The organism is Mucilaginibacter sp. P4_C11, from assembly GCF_056402115.1.
This window is the reverse complement of record NZ_JBFUIA010000013.1, coordinates 112,356-128,926: the sequence shown is the minus strand read 5'-3', so window position 1 is coordinate 128,926 and position 16,571 is coordinate 112,356. Positions and strand designations below refer to the sequence as shown.

Annotated in this window: 19 protein-coding genes and 1 pseudogene; 13 read left to right on the top strand and 7 right to left on the bottom strand. The window is 44.7% G+C overall.

Features of this window, described 5'->3' with window-relative positions; all coding sequences use genetic code 11:
• Nucleotides 1-6 precede the first annotated feature (6 nt).
• The 4 genes from AC1DU2_RS13940 (at nucleotide 7) to AC1DU2_RS13925 (ending at nucleotide 3,362) form a co-directional block, all read left to right on the top strand.
• Entirely contained in the window at nucleotides 7-909 is a 903-nt protein-coding gene (locus AC1DU2_RS13940) for a LiaF transmembrane domain-containing protein (protein WP_477384984.1), read from the top strand.
• Nucleotides 910-1,121: 212 nt separating this feature from the next.
• A complete protein-coding gene (locus AC1DU2_RS13935) occupies nucleotides 1,122-1,457 on the top strand; it encodes a DUF4288 domain-containing protein (RefSeq protein WP_147056705.1) in 336 nt (111 codons plus the stop codon).
• 127 nt (nucleotides 1,458-1,584) lie between these two features.
• A complete protein-coding gene (locus AC1DU2_RS13930) occupies nucleotides 1,585-2,619 on the top strand; it encodes a sensor histidine kinase (protein WP_477384983.1) in 1,035 nt (344 codons plus the stop codon).
• Nucleotides 2,616-3,362, top strand: coding sequence for a LytR/AlgR family response regulator transcription factor (locus AC1DU2_RS13925; protein ID WP_477356206.1), 747 nt, complete (start codon nucleotides 2,616-2,618; stop codon nucleotides 3,360-3,362). Before AC1DU2_RS13930 ends, AC1DU2_RS13925 begins: the two co-directional genes overlap by 4 nt.
• Nucleotides 3,363-3,716: 354 nt before the next feature.
• Here the strand turns inward: AC1DU2_RS13925 and AC1DU2_RS13920 are convergent, their stop codons facing one another.
• Together AC1DU2_RS13920 and AC1DU2_RS13915 are read right to left on the bottom strand one after the other, a co-directional pair.
• Nucleotides 3,717-4,250: a hypothetical protein gene (locus AC1DU2_RS13920; protein ID WP_477384982.1), complete on the bottom strand. Its 534-nt coding sequence runs from the start codon at nucleotides 4,248-4,250 to the stop codon at nucleotides 3,717-3,719.
• 172 nt (nucleotides 4,251-4,422) lie between these two features.
• The gene (locus AC1DU2_RS13915) at nucleotides 4,423-4,785 is read right to left on the bottom strand and encodes a winged helix-turn-helix transcriptional regulator (protein ID WP_477384981.1); all 363 of its coding nucleotides are present in this window, start codon (nucleotides 4,783-4,785) and stop codon (nucleotides 4,423-4,425) included.
• Between the two features lie 109 nt (nucleotides 4,786-4,894).
• Here AC1DU2_RS13915 and AC1DU2_RS13910 point away from each other — a divergent pair, with 109 nt between their 5' ends.
• The 4 genes from AC1DU2_RS13910 (at nucleotide 4,895) to AC1DU2_RS13895 (ending at nucleotide 8,238) form a co-directional block, all read left to right on the top strand.
• A complete protein-coding gene (locus AC1DU2_RS13910) occupies nucleotides 4,895-5,647 on the top strand; it encodes an SDR family NAD(P)-dependent oxidoreductase (protein WP_477384980.1) in 753 nt (250 codons plus the stop codon).
• 62 nt (nucleotides 5,648-5,709) lie between these two features.
• On the top strand, nucleotides 5,710-6,333 hold the full coding sequence (locus tag AC1DU2_RS13905) for an NADPH-dependent F420 reductase (RefSeq protein ID WP_477384979.1): 624 nt from the start codon (nucleotides 5,710-5,712) through the stop codon (nucleotides 6,331-6,333).
• A 239-nt stretch (nucleotides 6,334-6,572) separates the two neighbouring features.
• Nucleotides 6,573-7,160, top strand: coding sequence for a Crp/Fnr family transcriptional regulator (locus tag AC1DU2_RS13900; RefSeq protein WP_477384978.1), 588 nt, complete (start codon nucleotides 6,573-6,575; stop codon nucleotides 7,158-7,160).
• Between the two features lie 319 nt (nucleotides 7,161-7,479).
• Nucleotides 7,480-8,238: an SDR family NAD(P)-dependent oxidoreductase gene (locus tag AC1DU2_RS13895; protein WP_477384977.1), complete on the top strand. Its 759-nt coding sequence runs from the start codon at nucleotides 7,480-7,482 to the stop codon at nucleotides 8,236-8,238.
• A 403-nt stretch (nucleotides 8,239-8,641) separates the two neighbouring features.
• Here AC1DU2_RS13895 and AC1DU2_RS13890 read toward each other — a convergent pair whose 3' ends face one another.
• From AC1DU2_RS13890 to AC1DU2_RS13880, 3 genes are read right to left on the bottom strand one after another with little or no spacing between them, the layout of a single operon-like run.
• Complete coding sequence (locus AC1DU2_RS13890) at nucleotides 8,642-9,067, bottom strand: VOC family protein (RefSeq protein ID WP_477384976.1); 426 nt, start codon at nucleotides 9,065-9,067, stop codon at nucleotides 8,642-8,644.
• A 41-nt stretch (nucleotides 9,068-9,108) separates the two neighbouring features.
• On the bottom strand, nucleotides 9,109-9,600 hold the full coding sequence (locus tag AC1DU2_RS13885) for an SRPBCC family protein (RefSeq protein ID WP_477384975.1): 492 nt from the start codon (nucleotides 9,598-9,600) through the stop codon (nucleotides 9,109-9,111).
• The gene (locus tag AC1DU2_RS13880) at nucleotides 9,597-9,917 is read right to left on the bottom strand and encodes an ArsR/SmtB family transcription factor (protein WP_090644261.1); all 321 of its coding nucleotides are present in this window, start codon (nucleotides 9,915-9,917) and stop codon (nucleotides 9,597-9,599) included. Before AC1DU2_RS13880 ends, AC1DU2_RS13885 begins: the two co-directional genes overlap by 4 nt.
• A 196-nt stretch (nucleotides 9,918-10,113) precedes the next feature.
• Here AC1DU2_RS13880 and AC1DU2_RS13875 point away from each other — a divergent pair, with 196 nt between their 5' ends.
• Nucleotides 10,114-10,884 carry an alpha/beta fold hydrolase gene (locus AC1DU2_RS13875; RefSeq protein ID WP_477384974.1) on the top strand — a complete coding sequence of 257 codons (771 nt, stop codon included), beginning with the start codon at nucleotides 10,114-10,116 and terminating at the stop codon, nucleotides 10,882-10,884.
• 29 nt (nucleotides 10,885-10,913) lie between these two features.
• Here AC1DU2_RS13875 and AC1DU2_RS13870 read toward each other — a convergent pair whose 3' ends face one another.
• A complete protein-coding gene (locus tag AC1DU2_RS13870; protein ID WP_477384973.1) occupies nucleotides 10,914-11,486 on the bottom strand; it encodes a Crp/Fnr family transcriptional regulator in 573 nt (190 codons plus the stop codon).
• A 17-nt stretch (nucleotides 11,487-11,503) separates the two neighbouring features.
• A complete protein-coding gene (locus tag AC1DU2_RS13865) occupies nucleotides 11,504-12,529 on the bottom strand; it encodes an SDR family oxidoreductase (RefSeq protein ID WP_477384972.1) in 1,026 nt (341 codons plus the stop codon).
• A gap of 297 nt (nucleotides 12,530-12,826) precedes the next feature.
• Here AC1DU2_RS13865 and AC1DU2_RS13860 point away from each other — a divergent pair.
• The 4 genes and pseudogenes from AC1DU2_RS13860 to AC1DU2_RS13845 form a co-directional block, all read left to right on the top strand.
• A pseudogene (locus AC1DU2_RS13860) lies at nucleotides 12,827-13,561 on the top strand (SDR family NAD(P)-dependent oxidoreductase); the annotation flags it as partial.
• A 69-nt stretch (nucleotides 13,562-13,630) separates the two neighbouring features.
• Nucleotides 13,631-14,521 carry a helix-turn-helix domain-containing protein gene (locus AC1DU2_RS13855; protein WP_477384971.1) on the top strand — a complete coding sequence of 297 codons (891 nt, stop codon included), beginning with the start codon at nucleotides 13,631-13,633 and terminating at the stop codon, nucleotides 14,519-14,521.
• A gap of 252 nt (nucleotides 14,522-14,773) precedes the next feature.
• Nucleotides 14,774-15,652 carry a carboxypeptidase-like regulatory domain-containing protein gene (locus tag AC1DU2_RS13850; protein WP_477384970.1) on the top strand — a complete coding sequence of 293 codons (879 nt, stop codon included), beginning with the start codon at nucleotides 14,774-14,776 and terminating at the stop codon, nucleotides 15,650-15,652.
• Nucleotides 15,653-15,909: 257 nt separating this feature from the next.
• Complete coding sequence (locus tag AC1DU2_RS13845) at nucleotides 15,910-16,485, top strand: hypothetical protein (RefSeq protein WP_477384969.1); 576 nt, start codon at nucleotides 15,910-15,912, stop codon at nucleotides 16,483-16,485.
• Nucleotides 16,486-16,571 lie beyond the last annotated feature (86 nt).

Sequence of the window (16,571 nt, the reverse complement as noted above, 5' to 3'; positions counted from 1 at the left end):
GAACAAATGAACAACGATATAAATTCTCCGCAAAACCCTAACCGAGGCAAAGCCATGGCCGGGATAATATTGCTTGTTGTAGGAGCAATATTACTACTAAAGCAGTTCAGCCTTTTCTTTATCCCAGATCGCATCGAATTATGGCCTTTATGGCTTGTATGCTGGGGTCTATATGTGGGAGCCAAACATAATTTTCAGAAATCATCTGGCCCAATATTAATAGCCATCGGCGTGGGCTTGTTTATCATCAACAATATCGATAACTCCGATAGGATTGTATGGCCGGTTGCCATTATTGCCTTTGGTATGTGGCTTATTGTAAGGCGCGGCAAAAGCCATGATCCTGTTACCGGCAAATACAAAACCAAATGGGAAAAAGATTTTGCTGACCCTGCCAACTGGGGTAAAAGAACCGAAAAGCCTAAGTTCGACTTTGGTAAAATGGAAGACCCGATTGTTGACTACACCGTAAAAGATGGCGGCGAAATACCACCATCCGGCGAACCCGCTGCTGCCGATGCCAACACGCCGCCGCCGCAGGATACGCCACCTTTTGGCCACCATAACGGCGACGACTACCTGGATACTGTTTCCATCTTCGGCGGGGTAAATAAAACCATCCTGAGCAAAAATTTTAAGGGCGGCGATATCGTTAACATCTTCGGCGGGGCCGAGCTCGACTTTACCCAGGCCGATATTGATGGCCGCGTATACCTGGATATTACCCAGATTTTCGGCGGCACCAAAATCATTGTGCCATCCAACTGGCAGGTGGTATCAGATTTGGCCGCAGTATTCGCCAGCGTAGATGATAAACGTATCCGCAGCACCGCATCAAACGTTAACGGCAAAATACTGGTACTAAAAGGGGTGTCGATTTTTGCAGGGGTGGATATCAGGAGTTATTAGCCCCACCCAAACTCTCCCCTGAAGGGGAGGGCTTAAAAAAAAGCCTCACCCAAACCCTCTCCAAAGGAGAGGGCTTTAAAAAAAGAGGTTTTAAAGTCTCCCCTACCGGGGGAGATTTAGAGGGGGGCTGCAGTTTAGAACGAAGGAATATTTTATCTATAAACAAAAACAAAAAGTCTCCCCCTTCAGGGGGAGATTTAGAGGGGGCTTATATGAACTGGTACGTAGCAAAATTAGTTTTCAGGGTGATAAGCGGTGATGGCGATCATCAGGCGCAATTTGATGAGCAGTTGCGGTTAATCAGCGCCGAAACCGAACTGAATGCCTTTGAAAAAGCTAACAAGATTGGCCATGCCAACCAGGATAGCTTTAAAAATATTGAACGCCAAACCGTTAAATGGCAATTTATTGACGTGGCCGAACTTAACCGCATCAGCGAACCTGCCGACGGTACCGAGTTATATTACAACATACACGAAACACCCGACGCCGACCTGTACATCGCCTGGGCGCATCACAAGGCAGCGTTGCTGGGGGTGAGGAATTGAGTCTTGAGTCTTAAGTCGAAAGTGCTAAGTTTAAAGTCAAAGTTCTATCTAACTTAAGACTTAAACCTTCCGACTTAGGACTTAGGACTATCTTAAAAAATGAATCAATAACAAAACGACAAAAACATTGGCCATACCAAATTTAAAAGCTTCAAAATTATACGGTGCGTTTGTGGCCTGTGGCTTCGGCTGGGCGGCGCTGCAAACGTATATTATCCATAGTTTTGGTTTTTTGTGGTTCACCTCAACTATTGATGGTTTGCTTAGCGCTGTGTTACTGGCGGGCGCCTGCTGGCTTATCAACAATAACCTGCGCTACTACCAGCCGGGCAAGGGCAGCTATATTAACCTGTTTATATGGGTGGTGGCGCTGGCAGGCATTTGCGCCGCGGGCTGCCGGTACCTGTTGCCGCTGCTTAATACGGATGCTATCTTCGTTAATTTTGTTATTCAATCTCTAACTATCCGCTTTTTTATCAACTTTTTGGCCGTGGGCTGGATGGCCATGATCAGTTTGCTGTGGTACTCGCAGCTTGACCAGCGCGAAACCCTGAAACGCAAAACCGAGGCCGAACAACTGGCCCGCGATGCCGAACTGTACAACCTGCGCCAACAACTGCAGCCGCACTTTTTGTTCAACAGCCTCAACTCCATCAACGCGCTCATCGGCTTTAAACCCGACCTGGCCCGTACCATGATCCATCAACTGTCCGACTTTTTGCGCGGCACCTTAAAAAAGGACGATCAGCAACAGGTACCACTATCTGATGAGCTGGCCCACCTGAATTTATACCTGGATATTGAAAAAGTACGCTTTGGCCACCGCCTGCAAACCGAGATTAGTTGCGACCCGCGCTGCGGCGCCGCCCTGCTGCCCTCCATGCTGCTGCAGCCATTGGTTGAGAATGCCATAAAATTTGGCTTGTACGATACCACCGGCGACGTTACCGTGAGCATCCGCGGCGAAATGGAAGATCATTACCTGGTGGTGATGGTGCAAAACCCTTACGATCCGCAAACCAGCCGGCCCAAAAAAGGTACCGGTTTTGGCTTGCGCGGGGTGCAGCGCCGTTTATATTTGTTATTTGCCCGTAACGACCTGATGGAAACTTACGCAAATGATAATATATTTACAACCATAATAAAAGTACCACAAGTATGAAGCGCGCCCTGATTATTGACGACGAGCCATTAGCCCGCATGGTTGTAATGGAATACCTGCAAAATTTTAAAGATATTGAGCTGATACAGGAATGTAACGACGGCTTTGAAGGCCTTAAAGCCATACAACAGCACCAGCCCGACCTGATATTTTTAGACGTGCAGATGCCAAAGATCAATGGCTTTGAAATGCTGGAACTGGTAGAAAACCCGCCCGCCGTTATCTTCACCACCGCTTTTGACGAGTACGCCATCAAGGCCTTCGAGGCCCACGCCGTGGATTACCTTATGAAACCCTTCAGCAAGGAGCGTTTTAACAAGGCTGTCGAAAAATTCCTGGCTACCACCCCCGAAAAACATACCCCCAAACATACCGAAGAACTGCTGGATGCCGTAGCCGCCCATTCGCCCGCCCAAAACGAGCGCATCGTAGTAAAAACCGGCACCAAAGTAAAAATTATCCCCGTTGCCGACGTTGAATACCTCATGGCCGACGACGACTACGTATCCGTTATCACCAAAGAAGGCTCATACCTCAAAAACAAAACCATGAGCTTCTTCGAGCAGACCCTCGACCCACGCCAATTCGTCCGCGTGCACCGCTCGTATATCATCGCCATCACGCAGATCACCCGGATTGACCCGTATGAGAAGGACGCGCATTTAGCTATTTTAAAATCGGGTGCTAAGATACCTGTTAGTAAAACGGGGTATGTGAAGTTGAAGCAGGTGTTGGGGATATAACACGATTGAGGGATTTTGCAGGATTGACAGGATTAAAAAAGAAAAATTTGTCATTTCGATAGAGAAAGGGAGAGCCAGGAGCGGGTGCGCGAAAGAGAAATCTTCGACGCCCTGCATCTAAACCATGCTAAGCTACCACCCCTCTCCCACCATCCAAAGCAAAGCCCCGTGCGATTCCTTCCTCGGGGGAAGGGAAGGTAGGGATTTAATGAACTATGCAGGTACCAATTACTATGGCGTAACCCTCCTTTGGTCGGGTCGGGCTCGCTTATACGGCATAGGGCGTTAGGCGCGGGCCGGTATTCGCTGCTATCCCTTACGCGGGTGGGTTGTAACGCCAGCACACTATAAACTTTAAATAAACGACACGGTATCTACTAATGCCTTGACTTTTTGAATGTTTTCTTGAGTATTGAAAAGTAATTTAAAAGATGGCTCGATTGAACTTTCTTTGATTTCTTTGGCTTGCTCTATAAGTACTTCTTTATTACCTTTTATATTATTTAGAGTTTGATTGATAATATTCCTTTTTGTTGATATAATCGAACTGTAAGCTTGAATAACTATCCTTAATTGCCGCTCGTCGGTAACAATATTATTATGCATTTTATAAGCTTTTTCATTGAAAGGTTGAGATAATACCTTAGCGATAGCACCTTCATAAAGTTTGTATGAATAATCGACTAGTGCGTTATTTAAATCAGTTTCTGTTTTATTTAGAAATTCTCCAAAATTTTGAGCGATGATTTCGTAAATTATTTTTTTCTTTTCATTATTATGGGTATTGACAATATCAGTTCGTCTTGCGGGATATGTGTCATTTTTTGATGCTCTGTCCCCGCGGGGTCTCTCAAAGAGGACCCAGCGGCTGCACAGCGCAAGTCGCAATTCCTGAAGCCGAGTTTATGCGAGGTGATTGGGGAACCTCAGGGTCCTCTTCGAGAGACCCTGAGGGGACGGCGAGTCTTCTGTCCCCGCGGGGACGGCGAATTTTCTTTCGGTGTACATAGACGAAACGATATCTTCCATTTCCCGTTCATTGTCAGGTTTCGATTTTATACTATCCGGCATAAGTTACCCTATCAGTCTCTTTGGGTATTAAAGCTATTTCATATTTTAAATTCCATTCTTTGATGTGTTCTAAAATTGGCAAAAATGCCAGGCCTTTTTCAGACAGCTTATATTCTACCCTTGGCGGTAATTCCTTATAGGCCAATCTTTCCAATAGTCCATCTTCTTCCAGCTCTTTTAGTTGCTCGGTTAGTACCTTCCTTGAAATGAGTGGTATTATAGAATCCAGCTGACCAAAACGAATGGTACGGGTGTTAATTACATTTATAATTATCGGCTTCCATTTATTACCAATAGTGCCAATAGCTCTTGTAAACGGGCAATTTGAACTGCAAAACCTTTCGTCTTTCATATCATTTAAGTTTGTAGTTACCCAATGGTAACCAGAATATACTTTCGTTAGTTACAAATATAAACTATCGACAGTATCTTTGTGAAACAAATTTAAATATAAATTAAAAATGAGCAGATTAAAAAATAAAGTAGCAGTGATTACAGGCGGTAATAGTGGCATTGGGTTTGGCATTGCGCAAGAATTTAAAAGTGAAGGTGCTGTAGGCACCATTGTGGGCAGAAACCAGGAAACTTTAAATAGTGCTGTGGCCCAGCTTGGAGATACTTTTATAGCCATAAATGCCGATGTAACCAACCTTGCCGACCTGGAAAGGGTATTCAAAGAGACAGCTGAAAAGTTTGGTAAAATAGACGTGATTGTAGCCAATGCAGGTGGCGGAGCTGTAGGAACTGTGGCAACTATTGGCGAAGCCGACTATGATAAGACAATGGATTTAAACCTGAAAAGTGTTTACTTCACTGTTCAGAAAGCATTGCCCTATATGAATGATGGTGCTTCTGTTATTTTAATAGGGTCGAACGCAGCACATCGGGCATATGCAAATTTTACGCTTTATGGTGCAGCAAAAGCTGCAGTTATCTTTTTTGCAAAAGGATTTTCAAGCGACCTTTTAGACAGGAAGATCAGGGTAAATGTAATAACACCAGGTACAACAGATACACCAGCATTTGAAAAGTTCGTTCCCGCAGAACAAATTGAAGCTGTAAAAACACACTTTGCAAGTGTAATGCCAACAGGCAGAATTGGGCAGCCAGCCGACATTGGTAAAGCAGCGGTTTTCCTGGCCTCTGACAATTCCTCGTTCATGCTTGGTGCCGAACTCCTTGTTGATGGCGGTATGACCTATTTGGCTAAGTAATTAACCTCTCACCGGCGCGGGTATGTATCCCGTGCCATTATATAATTAAAATAATTTTCAAAATGAGTAAATCAGAAAATAAAGCAGCGAGCTACGCAATTATCGGCTTCGGCAAAATCGGCCAGGCCCTGGCTAAGGCATTTGCCCGCAACGGAATCAAAGTATCCGTTGCAACCACACGCGACCCCGAAAGCTTCGCATCAGACGCAGCCGCAATCGGGCCAGAGATCATTCCCGCAACGCTGGCTGAAGCCGTTACGGCCGACGTCATCTTTTTAGCCGTGCGTTTTGAGTCGCACCCGGATGTAGCGAAGGCGCTGCCCAACTGGGAGGGAAAGACCATCGTAGATGTGACTAATGCTTATGGTGTGCCCCCTGAAAAACTGGGCGGATTACCGTCTGCCAGGTTCGTTGCACAGGCCTTCACTAGCGGAAAACTGGTCAAAGGCTTCAACCATTTAGGCGCTGCCATTCTTGGCCAGGACCAGGCCGTACATGGTGGCCGGAGAGTTGTGTTCCTGGCGAGCGACGATGACGGCGCAGCAGCAGAGATTGGTGCGCTTGCTGAAAATCTCGGTTTCGCGCCGGTCAAACTTGGCGGGCTTTCGGAAGGCGGGTTGCTTGTGCAGGCGCATGGAAATAGCTGGGGTAAACTCATCTTTCAAGACTTAATCAAGTTCGCCTGATGAATCGTGATCGCTAATTTCGATGCGATCCCGCCTTTTGGACAAAGAGAAACACCGTTTGATTATAAGTTTCTTTAAAATCCCTGTTTCTTTAGGAAGCAGGGATTTTTCTTGTTTCAATTTAGTTTGCCAAAAGAAAGTCATCAACGCCGTTGAGCATACTAAGTGATTTACGATGCTTGTTTTTTGTCTTTTATCAGGCAGCTTAAGTAAATTGCGAATAATTATATCTTTGAACGATGTCCAGTTTTGAAACGTTTTTCGATTACATTCAGGAAATATCAGGCAAACTGCTTTCGGAGGATGATAAGCATTTGTTGATGGCACATTTCAAACCCAAAAAACTTCGAAAACGGCAATACTTTTTACAGGAAGGAGATGTATGCAAATATATCGGGTTTATTGTAAAAGGATCTGCCAGGACCTTTACGGTAGATGACAAAGGGCATGAACATATCCTGAAATTATCTTTGGAAAACTGGTGGCTGGCCGATTTTGAAAGCTTTTACAAGTTAACCCCAAGTCGCTTTAATATTGAAGCGCTGGAGAACCTGGAGGTTCTGCAATCAACCAATGCTCAAATTGAGGAGTTTTTGAAGGACATACCTGCCTTTTCGGCAATGGCTAACGTAATAAGTCAAAATAACACCATTGCAACCCAAAAAAGAATGCAGGCCGCAATGAGCTATACGGCTGAAGAACGTTACGAGGATTTGATTAGCAATTATCCGCAATTTTTACAGCGGTTCCCGCAAAACATGATCGCCTCTTACCTGGGTTTATCCCCGGAAACTTTGAGCAGGCTGAAGAAAAACTCGCTTAAATAGAACCTCGTCAGCATATCTCTCTGAATGCAAAAAAGTGTTTAGTAATGTAATATAAGCCGTTGTAACCAGTATGGCTTTCTGCTACTGTGTTTTTTCACCCCTATCTTAAGTTCCTATTTTACAATCACTTATCCGACTAATGTGATATAGGTCATCGCTTTGAATTGACCTATATCAAGCGCATTTAATGATTCATGTCAACACGCAGTTCGTTACAATACAGCACTTTTGGATATGATTCAGAACGGAAAAATCGGGAAGAATTTAAAGTCAAACGATGGAATGATCACCAACAAAAAATGTATTAATAACAGAAATCATGAGTAAATTAAAAAATAAAGTAGCGGTAGTTACCGGTGCTTCAAAAGGAATAGGCGCATCTATCGCCAAACACTTCGCGGCAGCAGGCGCAAAAGTAGTTGTAAATTATGCCTCAAGTAAAGAAGGCGCGGATAAAGTAGTTAAGGAGATAACCGATAATGGAGGCGTAGCTATTGCAGTGCAGGCCGATGTATCGAAAGAAGCCGATGTAACCAGGATGTTTAAAGAAACTGAGACTGCTTTCGGTACGCTGGACATTTTAGTAAATAACGCGGTATCTCAAGGATATGCGCCTATTGAACAAATTTCGGTTGAAGATTTCCACCAAAGTTTCAACGTGAATGTGTTAGGGCCAATATTGACCATCCAGGCGGCTTTGAAACTTTTCGGCGATAAGGGTGGCAATATCATCAATATCAGTTCGGGCGCTAGTAAATACCCTCTTCAAAATGCCTCATTGTACTCCTCAACTAAAGCGGCATTGGATGCCTTTACAATAGCTTTATCTAAGGAGTTGGGTATTAAAAACGTTCGTATCAATTCTATTTTACCAGGCGCCACAGCAACAGAAGGTGCAGCCAGCGCGGGCGTTACCGCCGGCAGTGAGTATGAAAAGATGTTTGTTGAAAAAACGCCACTTGGGCGTAGGGGCCAGCCCGAAGACATTGCGAAAGCTGCCGTTTTCCTTGCTTCGGATGATGCAGCCTGGATTACTGGCGAGCAAATTTCCGTTTCGGGTGGTATGTATGGTTTTTAAATCCATCAACTCCCAAAAATGAACGACAACGGGTCGGAATTATTAGTTGACGGGGGTTTCACCAAAACGCAAAATAATTGTTTCAAAAGTATAAGTCTTTCAAATCCCTGCTTTCTTTCGGAAGCAGGGATTTTTCGTTGCTTAAAATAATTTTCGGCGCCCGCAGGGAAAGACCCTGAGGGAAACAAGCTTCTGTCCCGCAGGGTCTCTCGTAGAGGACCCCGCGGATGCACAGTGTAAGTAGCAATTCTGTCCCCGCAGGGTCTCTCGTAGAGGACCCCGCGGATGCACAGTGTAAGTAGTAATTCTCAAAGCCTCGTTTATGCGAGATGATCGTATCCCCCCTCAGGGTCCTCTCCGAGAGACCCTGAGGGGACGGCGAGGGAAACGACGAATTCAGTCCTTAACTCGCGTCAAACTCCACAATCCATTCAATCCCATACTTATCCCTGAACATTCCGGCATACGTACCCCAGGGAGTGTCGCCAATGGGGCCTTCAACATCACCGCCAGCTGACAGACCGTTAAATATGTTGTCGGCTTCTTCACGGCTTTCGGCATTAACTAATATTTTCGACCGGTTTTCGGCTTCGCTTACCCGTCCCATAAATTCGGGCACGTCATTGGCTATTAGCACATTGTGTTTACCCAATGGCAAACCAATGTACATGATTTTATTGGCCTCATTTTCTGGTATCGGGAATTCGGGGCCCGCCAGGTCCTTGAAACGGGTGATCTTTGTAAACTCTCCGCCAAAAACCGATTTGTAAAAGGTGAATGCTTCTTCGGCATTTCCATTGAAGTTGATCCAGGGATTAATTGCTCTCATGATTTTTATGTTTTAATTGTTAATTATTTCGGTTTAATATCTTAGGATAAAGTTGACAACAAGTCTTCCAGGTTTTTTAATGTCATGGTAAAGCCTATTTTGAAGCCCTCCAATAATTTCTCCAAGCGTTCAAACGATTCATTAAAAATGACAATGTCCACTTTTGTTATACCGTTTTGTTCGCTGAAATTGTAATCCCATTCAGAACCCGGCAGTTCACGATTTTCATCTTTATCTGAAAACGCGTTGTACATCTTAAAATTGGTTTTCGGGGTAATGGATGTAAATTCCTGCACAGACCAACGCTCCAGTCCATCGGGGCTTATCATCGCGTAAAATCGTCGTCCGCCTACTTCAAAATTCATATACTTAGTTTTGGCACGCATAGGTGCAGGTGCCCCCCATTGGTCCAGTAATTCGGCTTTGGTAAAGGCATCCCATACTAAAGATTGCCCGGCGTTAAATTCCCTGGTTATAAATACCGTTTTCGCTGCTTTGTCAACGTTAAAATCAAATAGCAAATCGTTGTTCATTTTTCTGTTTTTTTAATTGTTGATAATAGTTGGTCCAGTTGATTGAATTGTGTTTCCCAGCTTTGCCTGAACTGGGCTAACCAGTTGTCGAATTCCTGCATTTTTTTTGCGTTAAAGTGATAATAAATCTCCCGGCCACTCTGCTCGGGTTTAATTAAATCGCATTCGTGTAATACCTTAATATGTTTTGATACGGCCTGCCGGGTCATATCAAATTTTTGAGCCATGGCATTTGGTGTTAATGCCTGTATGGCAATTAACGTTAAAATAGCCCTGCGTGTTGGGTCGGCGATGGCTTGGAATATATCTTGTTTCATGTTGTAAAGTTCAAATAAGCAACCTTCAGGTTGCAAATATATATGCAACTTTTGAGTTGCGCAAATTTATTTGCATTTTTTTGTTGATGCTTCCCTTCTCGAGATCCGGATAAGACGCCGAAATTAAACTACTTTAATTTTTCAGTTTTTCTGTAAGCATACCTTTGCATCACAAAGGCACATTAAACCGATGAATATGGGACTTATAAAAGTTAACGGCATTCAGCTGTATGTGGAAGTCAAGGGGGCTGGGTTCCCTGTTATCCTGGTGCATGGCGTGGGTGGAGATCATGACGCACACTTAAGAAATATAATTGAACCACTATCGCGAAACTTCAAAACCATTGCGCTGGATTGCCGTGGTCACGGCCGGTCAGACAAGCCATTACAGTTTACCATGGAGGATCATGTGAACGATATTTTGGGCATCATGGATCATTTTGGCTTAGAAAAAGTGTATCTGTTGGGTGTTTCCATGGGCAGTTATATTGCGCAGTTGGTTGCGATCACGGCCCCGCACCGGGTTGACAAATTGATATTGACCGTTACAAAATCCAACGGACACACCTCGTCAATACAACGCTTATTTAAGGAAAACGAAAAAGACATTAAAGGTCTTGATATGCACGAAACCATTGTAAAGCTGTTGAAATATATGGTTTATGATCCCGGATTGATGAAAAACCACCTGGAGATATTTGAAACAAAACTGAGCCCCGATCAATTTAGTGCTGCTAATAAAGCCATTGGCGCATTTGATTTCAGGAAAGACCTCTGGAAGGTAACCGCAAAAACCCTGGTGATTAGCGGAAAGTATGATGGATTGAACCCTCCCGAAGAAGGGCGGGAAGTTGCCTCACTCATAAAAAATGCAACATTTGCAGTTATGCCATATTCCGGGCATGCACCTATGTTTGAAGAACCGGATGCCTATGTAAGTATCGTTGAGGACTTTTTGTTGAAATAATCCGCCACTTTATTTCGCCGCAGATCACTTCACCTACCCCTCTGCTTCCTGATCCTGCTAAGTGACTGCGGCGTTATACGTAGATAAGATGCGATATATTGTAAGGGAACAGCCAGGGCAAGGTCGGGGTAGCGTTTCACAAACTCCTGGTGTCGTCGGGCAGCGGTGCCGAAGTGCAGAAAATCATTGTCTTTAATTTTGTTAATCAGCGCTGCTTCCGTCAAACTTTTGGTGAGCAGGAACAGGTTTGGAATTTCCTGGCTCAAACGGTTCCAGCCGTTACGGGTAATGGTGAGCAACCTGGCTTCGGTAACAGCCTGTATGCCCGATGTAGCAGGTTTATTATCATAAAAGCTTTCAAACTCCATCATAAACTGGTTGGCGCGCACAAAATATTTGGTGGCTTCTTCCAGGTCATCACCGGCAAGGAATATGCGAAAGATGCCACTATCAACAAAGCCAATACTGTCGGCCATATCGCCGGGCTTGTAAAAATGGTCGCCTGCTTTTAAAACCTTTAACTCAAAACAAGCCACGATGTGTTCAATCTCGCTGGTGTTTAAAATTCCGCCAAAGGCCATTGCCCTGCTCAGGTTATCCATAATGCAAGCTTATTGATTTATTTTACCAAACCCAAACCGATGAGGCTTTCGGCACAGGATAATACGGCTTCCTTGTTGTCAATGGGGTGCCAGTGCAACAGTCTTTTTGCCTTAGTGGTGTCTGGAATTCTTTCCTTCCCCAAATCAAGCAATACCGGCTGCAATGTTTTATCAAACAAGGCAAAAATACGCGTCAGGAAATCGGGCAGTATAAGTTTGGGTATTTTCCGGCCCGGGTACTTGTCTCTGAGGATAGCAGACACATCCTTAAAAGACAAAAATCCCGCCGAACCGATAAAGCGTTCGTTGGCCGCATTTGGATCTTCCATCGCCAGGATCAACAAATTGGCTATCGAACGCACATCAACCATATCGAAGCCGATATTTGGCAATGCCGGAATGCTGCCGTCAAGCATTTTAAGTACAATGTTAGCTGAAGTGCCAAAATCGCTTTCCAACACCGGGCCAAGGATGGCCCCTGGTAATACTGTAGCCAGTTCCAGGCCACTTTTGTCGTTTTTAATAAAATCCCATGCCGCACGCTCGGCAATGGTTTTACTCCGGAAATAGGGCGATGTATCTTTCAGGTTAGTGGCATCGGTCCAAACTGTTTCGTCAAAGGTGCCGCTTTCCTTTCCTTTTTCCTTGCCGTAAAGCACCGCGCCCGACGATGACGTTAACACTACCCGTTTCACTTTATTTACCGACGCCGCCTTCAATATATTTAGCACCCCGGCCCTGGCGGGAATAATAAGCTCATCGTCGTTTTTAGGCAATACCCTTGGGAATGGTGATGCAATGTGCTGGATATAATCTACCCCCCTGCTCAGCTCCAGCCAGGTTTTCTCGTCCGAAAGCTCGGCTTCTGCAAACGTGAGGTTATCAATGTGTGCAGTATGCTTAGTAATAATCTGCCTGATCTCGTCAGCCCGTTTCATATCTCTTAAAGTGCCCGTAACGTAGTAGCCCTTTTCTAATAGCTGAATGGCCGTATGCGAACCCACGAAACCTGATACCCCGGTTAATAATACTTTCTGTTTCATAAAACAAATGTAGAATGCCCTATTGGGTTCATCGCTTAACAATTGGTAAGAAAAAAGCCGCAGACAATAGCTATTGCTACAATTAACGCAACATGACACTCCCATTACCATCCTGCCCTGCTTACGTCAAAATGTATCATTCTTCCCCACTTCCGTATAAATCGGGCTGCAAAAGGCGCTCTACATTTGTGTCATAATTAAAACAACAAAACAATGGCAAAAACAATTTTCATTACCGGCGCCTCACGTGGTTTCGGTAAATTATGGGCCGAAGCATTACTGTAACGCGGCGATAAAGTAGCAGCAACAGCCCGCGACCTAAGTACCCTTGATGACCTGGTAACCAAATACGGCGGCAATATTTTACCCCTGCAACTGGATGTGAACGACCGCGCCGCCGGTATTGCAGCCATCAACAAAGCAAAAGCACATTTTGGCACCATAGATGTGTTGGTTAACAACGCCGGCTACGGCTTATTTGGCACTATTGAAGAAACTACCGAAGAGGAAGCCCGCGGCCAAATAGAAACCAACTTTTTTGGTTTGCTGTGGCTAACCCAGGCCGTATTACCCGTAATGCGCCAGCAGGGCCATGGCCACATCATCCAGGTTTCGAGCGTATTGGGCCATGCTACCCTCCCGGTACTGGGTTTATATAATGCATCAAAATTTGCCGTGGAAGGCTTGAGCGAAACGCTGGCTACCGAAGTAAAGGGCTTTGGCATTAATGTTACGCTGATTGAACCTAACGGCTTTGCAACTGACTGGGCAGGTGCTTCATCGGCGCAAACAGTGGCCATGCCCGAGTATGATGGTGTACGGGCAGCATTCCAGGCCGGTTTAACCGATGATATATTTGGCATACCCGAAGCAACCAGCGACGCCGTATTAAAGCTTATTGACAGCGAAAACCCGCCGCTACGTTTATTTTTGGGGAACCAGGCTTACCCCTGGGTTAAACAGGTTTATGAAGGCCGAGTTGCCGAATGGGAAAACTGGAAAGAGGTATCGGCTGCCGCACAGGGCAAATAATTTTAATGGTATTGTACTGACATAATTTACGCCGGTTTTCGGCGTAAATTTGTTTTATTATTTAACGTTATGCAGCATTTTAAAAACTTAGCCGATATGCACCGGGCCAACGGTTACGCCCCGCCCGAGAACCCACTCATCAGCATACAGCGGTGCACGCAAACCTGCAGCCTTGGCGACAGGGAGTTTACATCCGATTTTTATATGATCGGGTTTAAAAAACTAAAGTCGGGCGTTATCAAATATGGCCGTACCAAGTACGATCATGATAACGGCAGTATGATGTTTGTAAAACCAAGGCAAATCATTGAATTTAGCAGCGTGGAGTATGAGGACGATGCTTTTATCATCTTCATCCATGAGGATTTTTTGAACGGACATGTGTTGCATACCGAGATTAACAAATACCCTTTTTTCGATTACGAGGCCAACGAGGCCCTGCACCTATCGCCGCAGGAAGAGCAAACCATCTGGGATCTTTTTTATAAAATAGATACCGAGTACCGCAGCAACACCGATGAGTACAGCCGCGATATTATGCTAACCCATATTGATTCGATGCTTAAATATTCGCAGCGGTTTTATAAGCGCCAGTTTATAAACCGGCGCGAGCTATCGGGCAAAACCGTTTCAAAATTCAATGATGCACTGGCTGCCTATTTTAAAAAAGGCTTATTGGTTACCCAGGGACTGCCTTCGGTAAGCACACTGGCATCGCGCCTTAACCTATCTCCCCGTTACCTGAGCGATCTGTTGAAGCAGGAAACCGGCAAAACTGCCATCGAGCTGATCCATATTTACCTGGTGAACGAAGCCAAAAACCTCCTCATGGGCGATGATCAAAGCGTATCTGAAATAGCCTACCAGCTCGGCTTTGAAAACCTGCCCTATTTTTCGAGGCTTTTTAAAAAGGAAACGGGTATTAGCCCCAACCAGTTTAAAAAGCAGTTGGTTAACTGATGGTGATAAACGCCGTTAAACTATGGGGCCCCGGGGTGGAGTATTGAACTTGTTAACTGCCAGCCTCAGGCGGGGCTGGCGTTTGTAGAGGGCAAGTCGCAATCCTCAAAACCGTATTTCTGTGGTCCCCCAGGGTACAGTCCGGCAGAAAGAGCCTGATACAAAAACATATTTATCAATAAACCTTATAATAAATGTGTTAAAACAACGTACCTGTTGGGTTGGCATTCGCCTACAACAATCCGCCTCATCATGACCATAAAACCGTTACTATTGCTTTTGCTGGTATGTATAACTGCCTCACGTGTTCTCGCCCAGGCTAACACTGCCGAAAATATTATACTTAAGGGTATTGTGATTGATAAGGAAAACAGCAAGGCATTGGCTTACGTTAGCGTGGGGATTTTGAACAAGCCCAATGGCACGGTAACAGACACAGCCGGGCATTTTAGTTTCGGCATTAGCCGGGATAATTTTGCAGATACCATCCAGGTAAGCATAGTGGGCTATGCCGCGTTGAAAATTCCGGTAAGTGATTTTATGCCGGCGGCCGATAAAACAATCCGGTTATCAGTAAAGCCGCAACAGCTTGCCGAAGTAAGAATTACAAATGCAATACGGGCAATAAACACAGAAATTATTGGCCGGCAAGCCGTGAGCAAATTTGTACAGGTGTCTGTCCACAACAAAAAAACGGCCGACGAAACCGTAGGCTCCGAAATGGGAATGCTGTATAAAACCAGCCAAAAAAAAGCCCTTATTAAAAATTTCAACTTTTACATATCGGTAAACAACTTCAATTTTATAAAATTCAGGGTAAATATTTACGCCGTAAAAAATGCCATGCCCGACACATTGCTATGTAACCAACAAATTTTTGCCACAGTAGATAATTTTAAAACCGGCTGGACCAATATCAACCTCGATCAATATAACATCAGGGTTAACGGAGAATTTATTATAACCGTTCAGTGGATAGAAGGACGGATGGATAAGAAGGAAGCTCCGCTTACCGTACTCCCGGTGGCAATTACGCCATTTTCGAAAAACTGCTACGCCCGCATAGCAAGCCAGGACAAGTGGAAGAAAATGGGCGTTAACTTGAGCAACTTTGTTACTATAGCATATTAGGTTAGGTGAAAGTTCCCGCTTTCGCAACCACAACATGCCTCTTCCAGTCCCCGCGGATTCTATCGGAGAATACCCTGCGGTTGTGCAAACCAGTCGTGATTAACAAAGCTGTGTTTATGTGCGATGATCGTAAGCATCATTTACTCAAACCCCAAATCGCTCCTTGCAATATAAAAATCCGCTTTGATGTTTTTATATTAGCCCAATAATCATACGTCATATTATACCTTAACCCAATCACACCTGCAACCCAAACCATGCCCGAAATAAACGACAAGCTAAGCACCCTCTACGAAATTTTGATTGATAATTCAGAAACGTTTGAGCAGGAAACAATTGACCTGATTAGCCAGCCAAACAAAATAAATAACCTCAATAGTTTTGCGTCCTTGATGGTTCTCCTCAAAAACGCCAGGTTTATTGAACCACTGCTGCTTCAAATTAGCCGTGGCGAAAAAGGTGACGTTTGGTTATGCGATTTTTTATATGCCGCGGGTGGATTATTACGAGAGCTTTCGGAAGACGAGGACTTTGACACGCCAAAAAACTTAGTTTCCAAATTGGGCTCATGGATTATTAACTACTCAGGCGAACTTGCCTGGATGGGTGCGAGCTTGTTAAAATACAGCCCAGGCAAATCAGCAGAAAAAATCCAGCTGCAAAAACTGGAACAACGGGGAGATTTCTTTTTAACTTATGTTGAGTGTATTTCGGGGCTTTTACGTTACCATAAAAGCAAATACCTCCCATTGGTAAAACAAATTGCGGCAGATGAAACAAGAGACATTAAACTGCGGGAGTATTGCCAGAGTGTTATCGATAATGTGCAGTAATTGGCTAAAAAAACAACCAAATCAATTGCGCCTCTGCGATCTTTGCGCGAAAAAACTTCTTTCCCCCTCATCGGCTCTAACCGCTA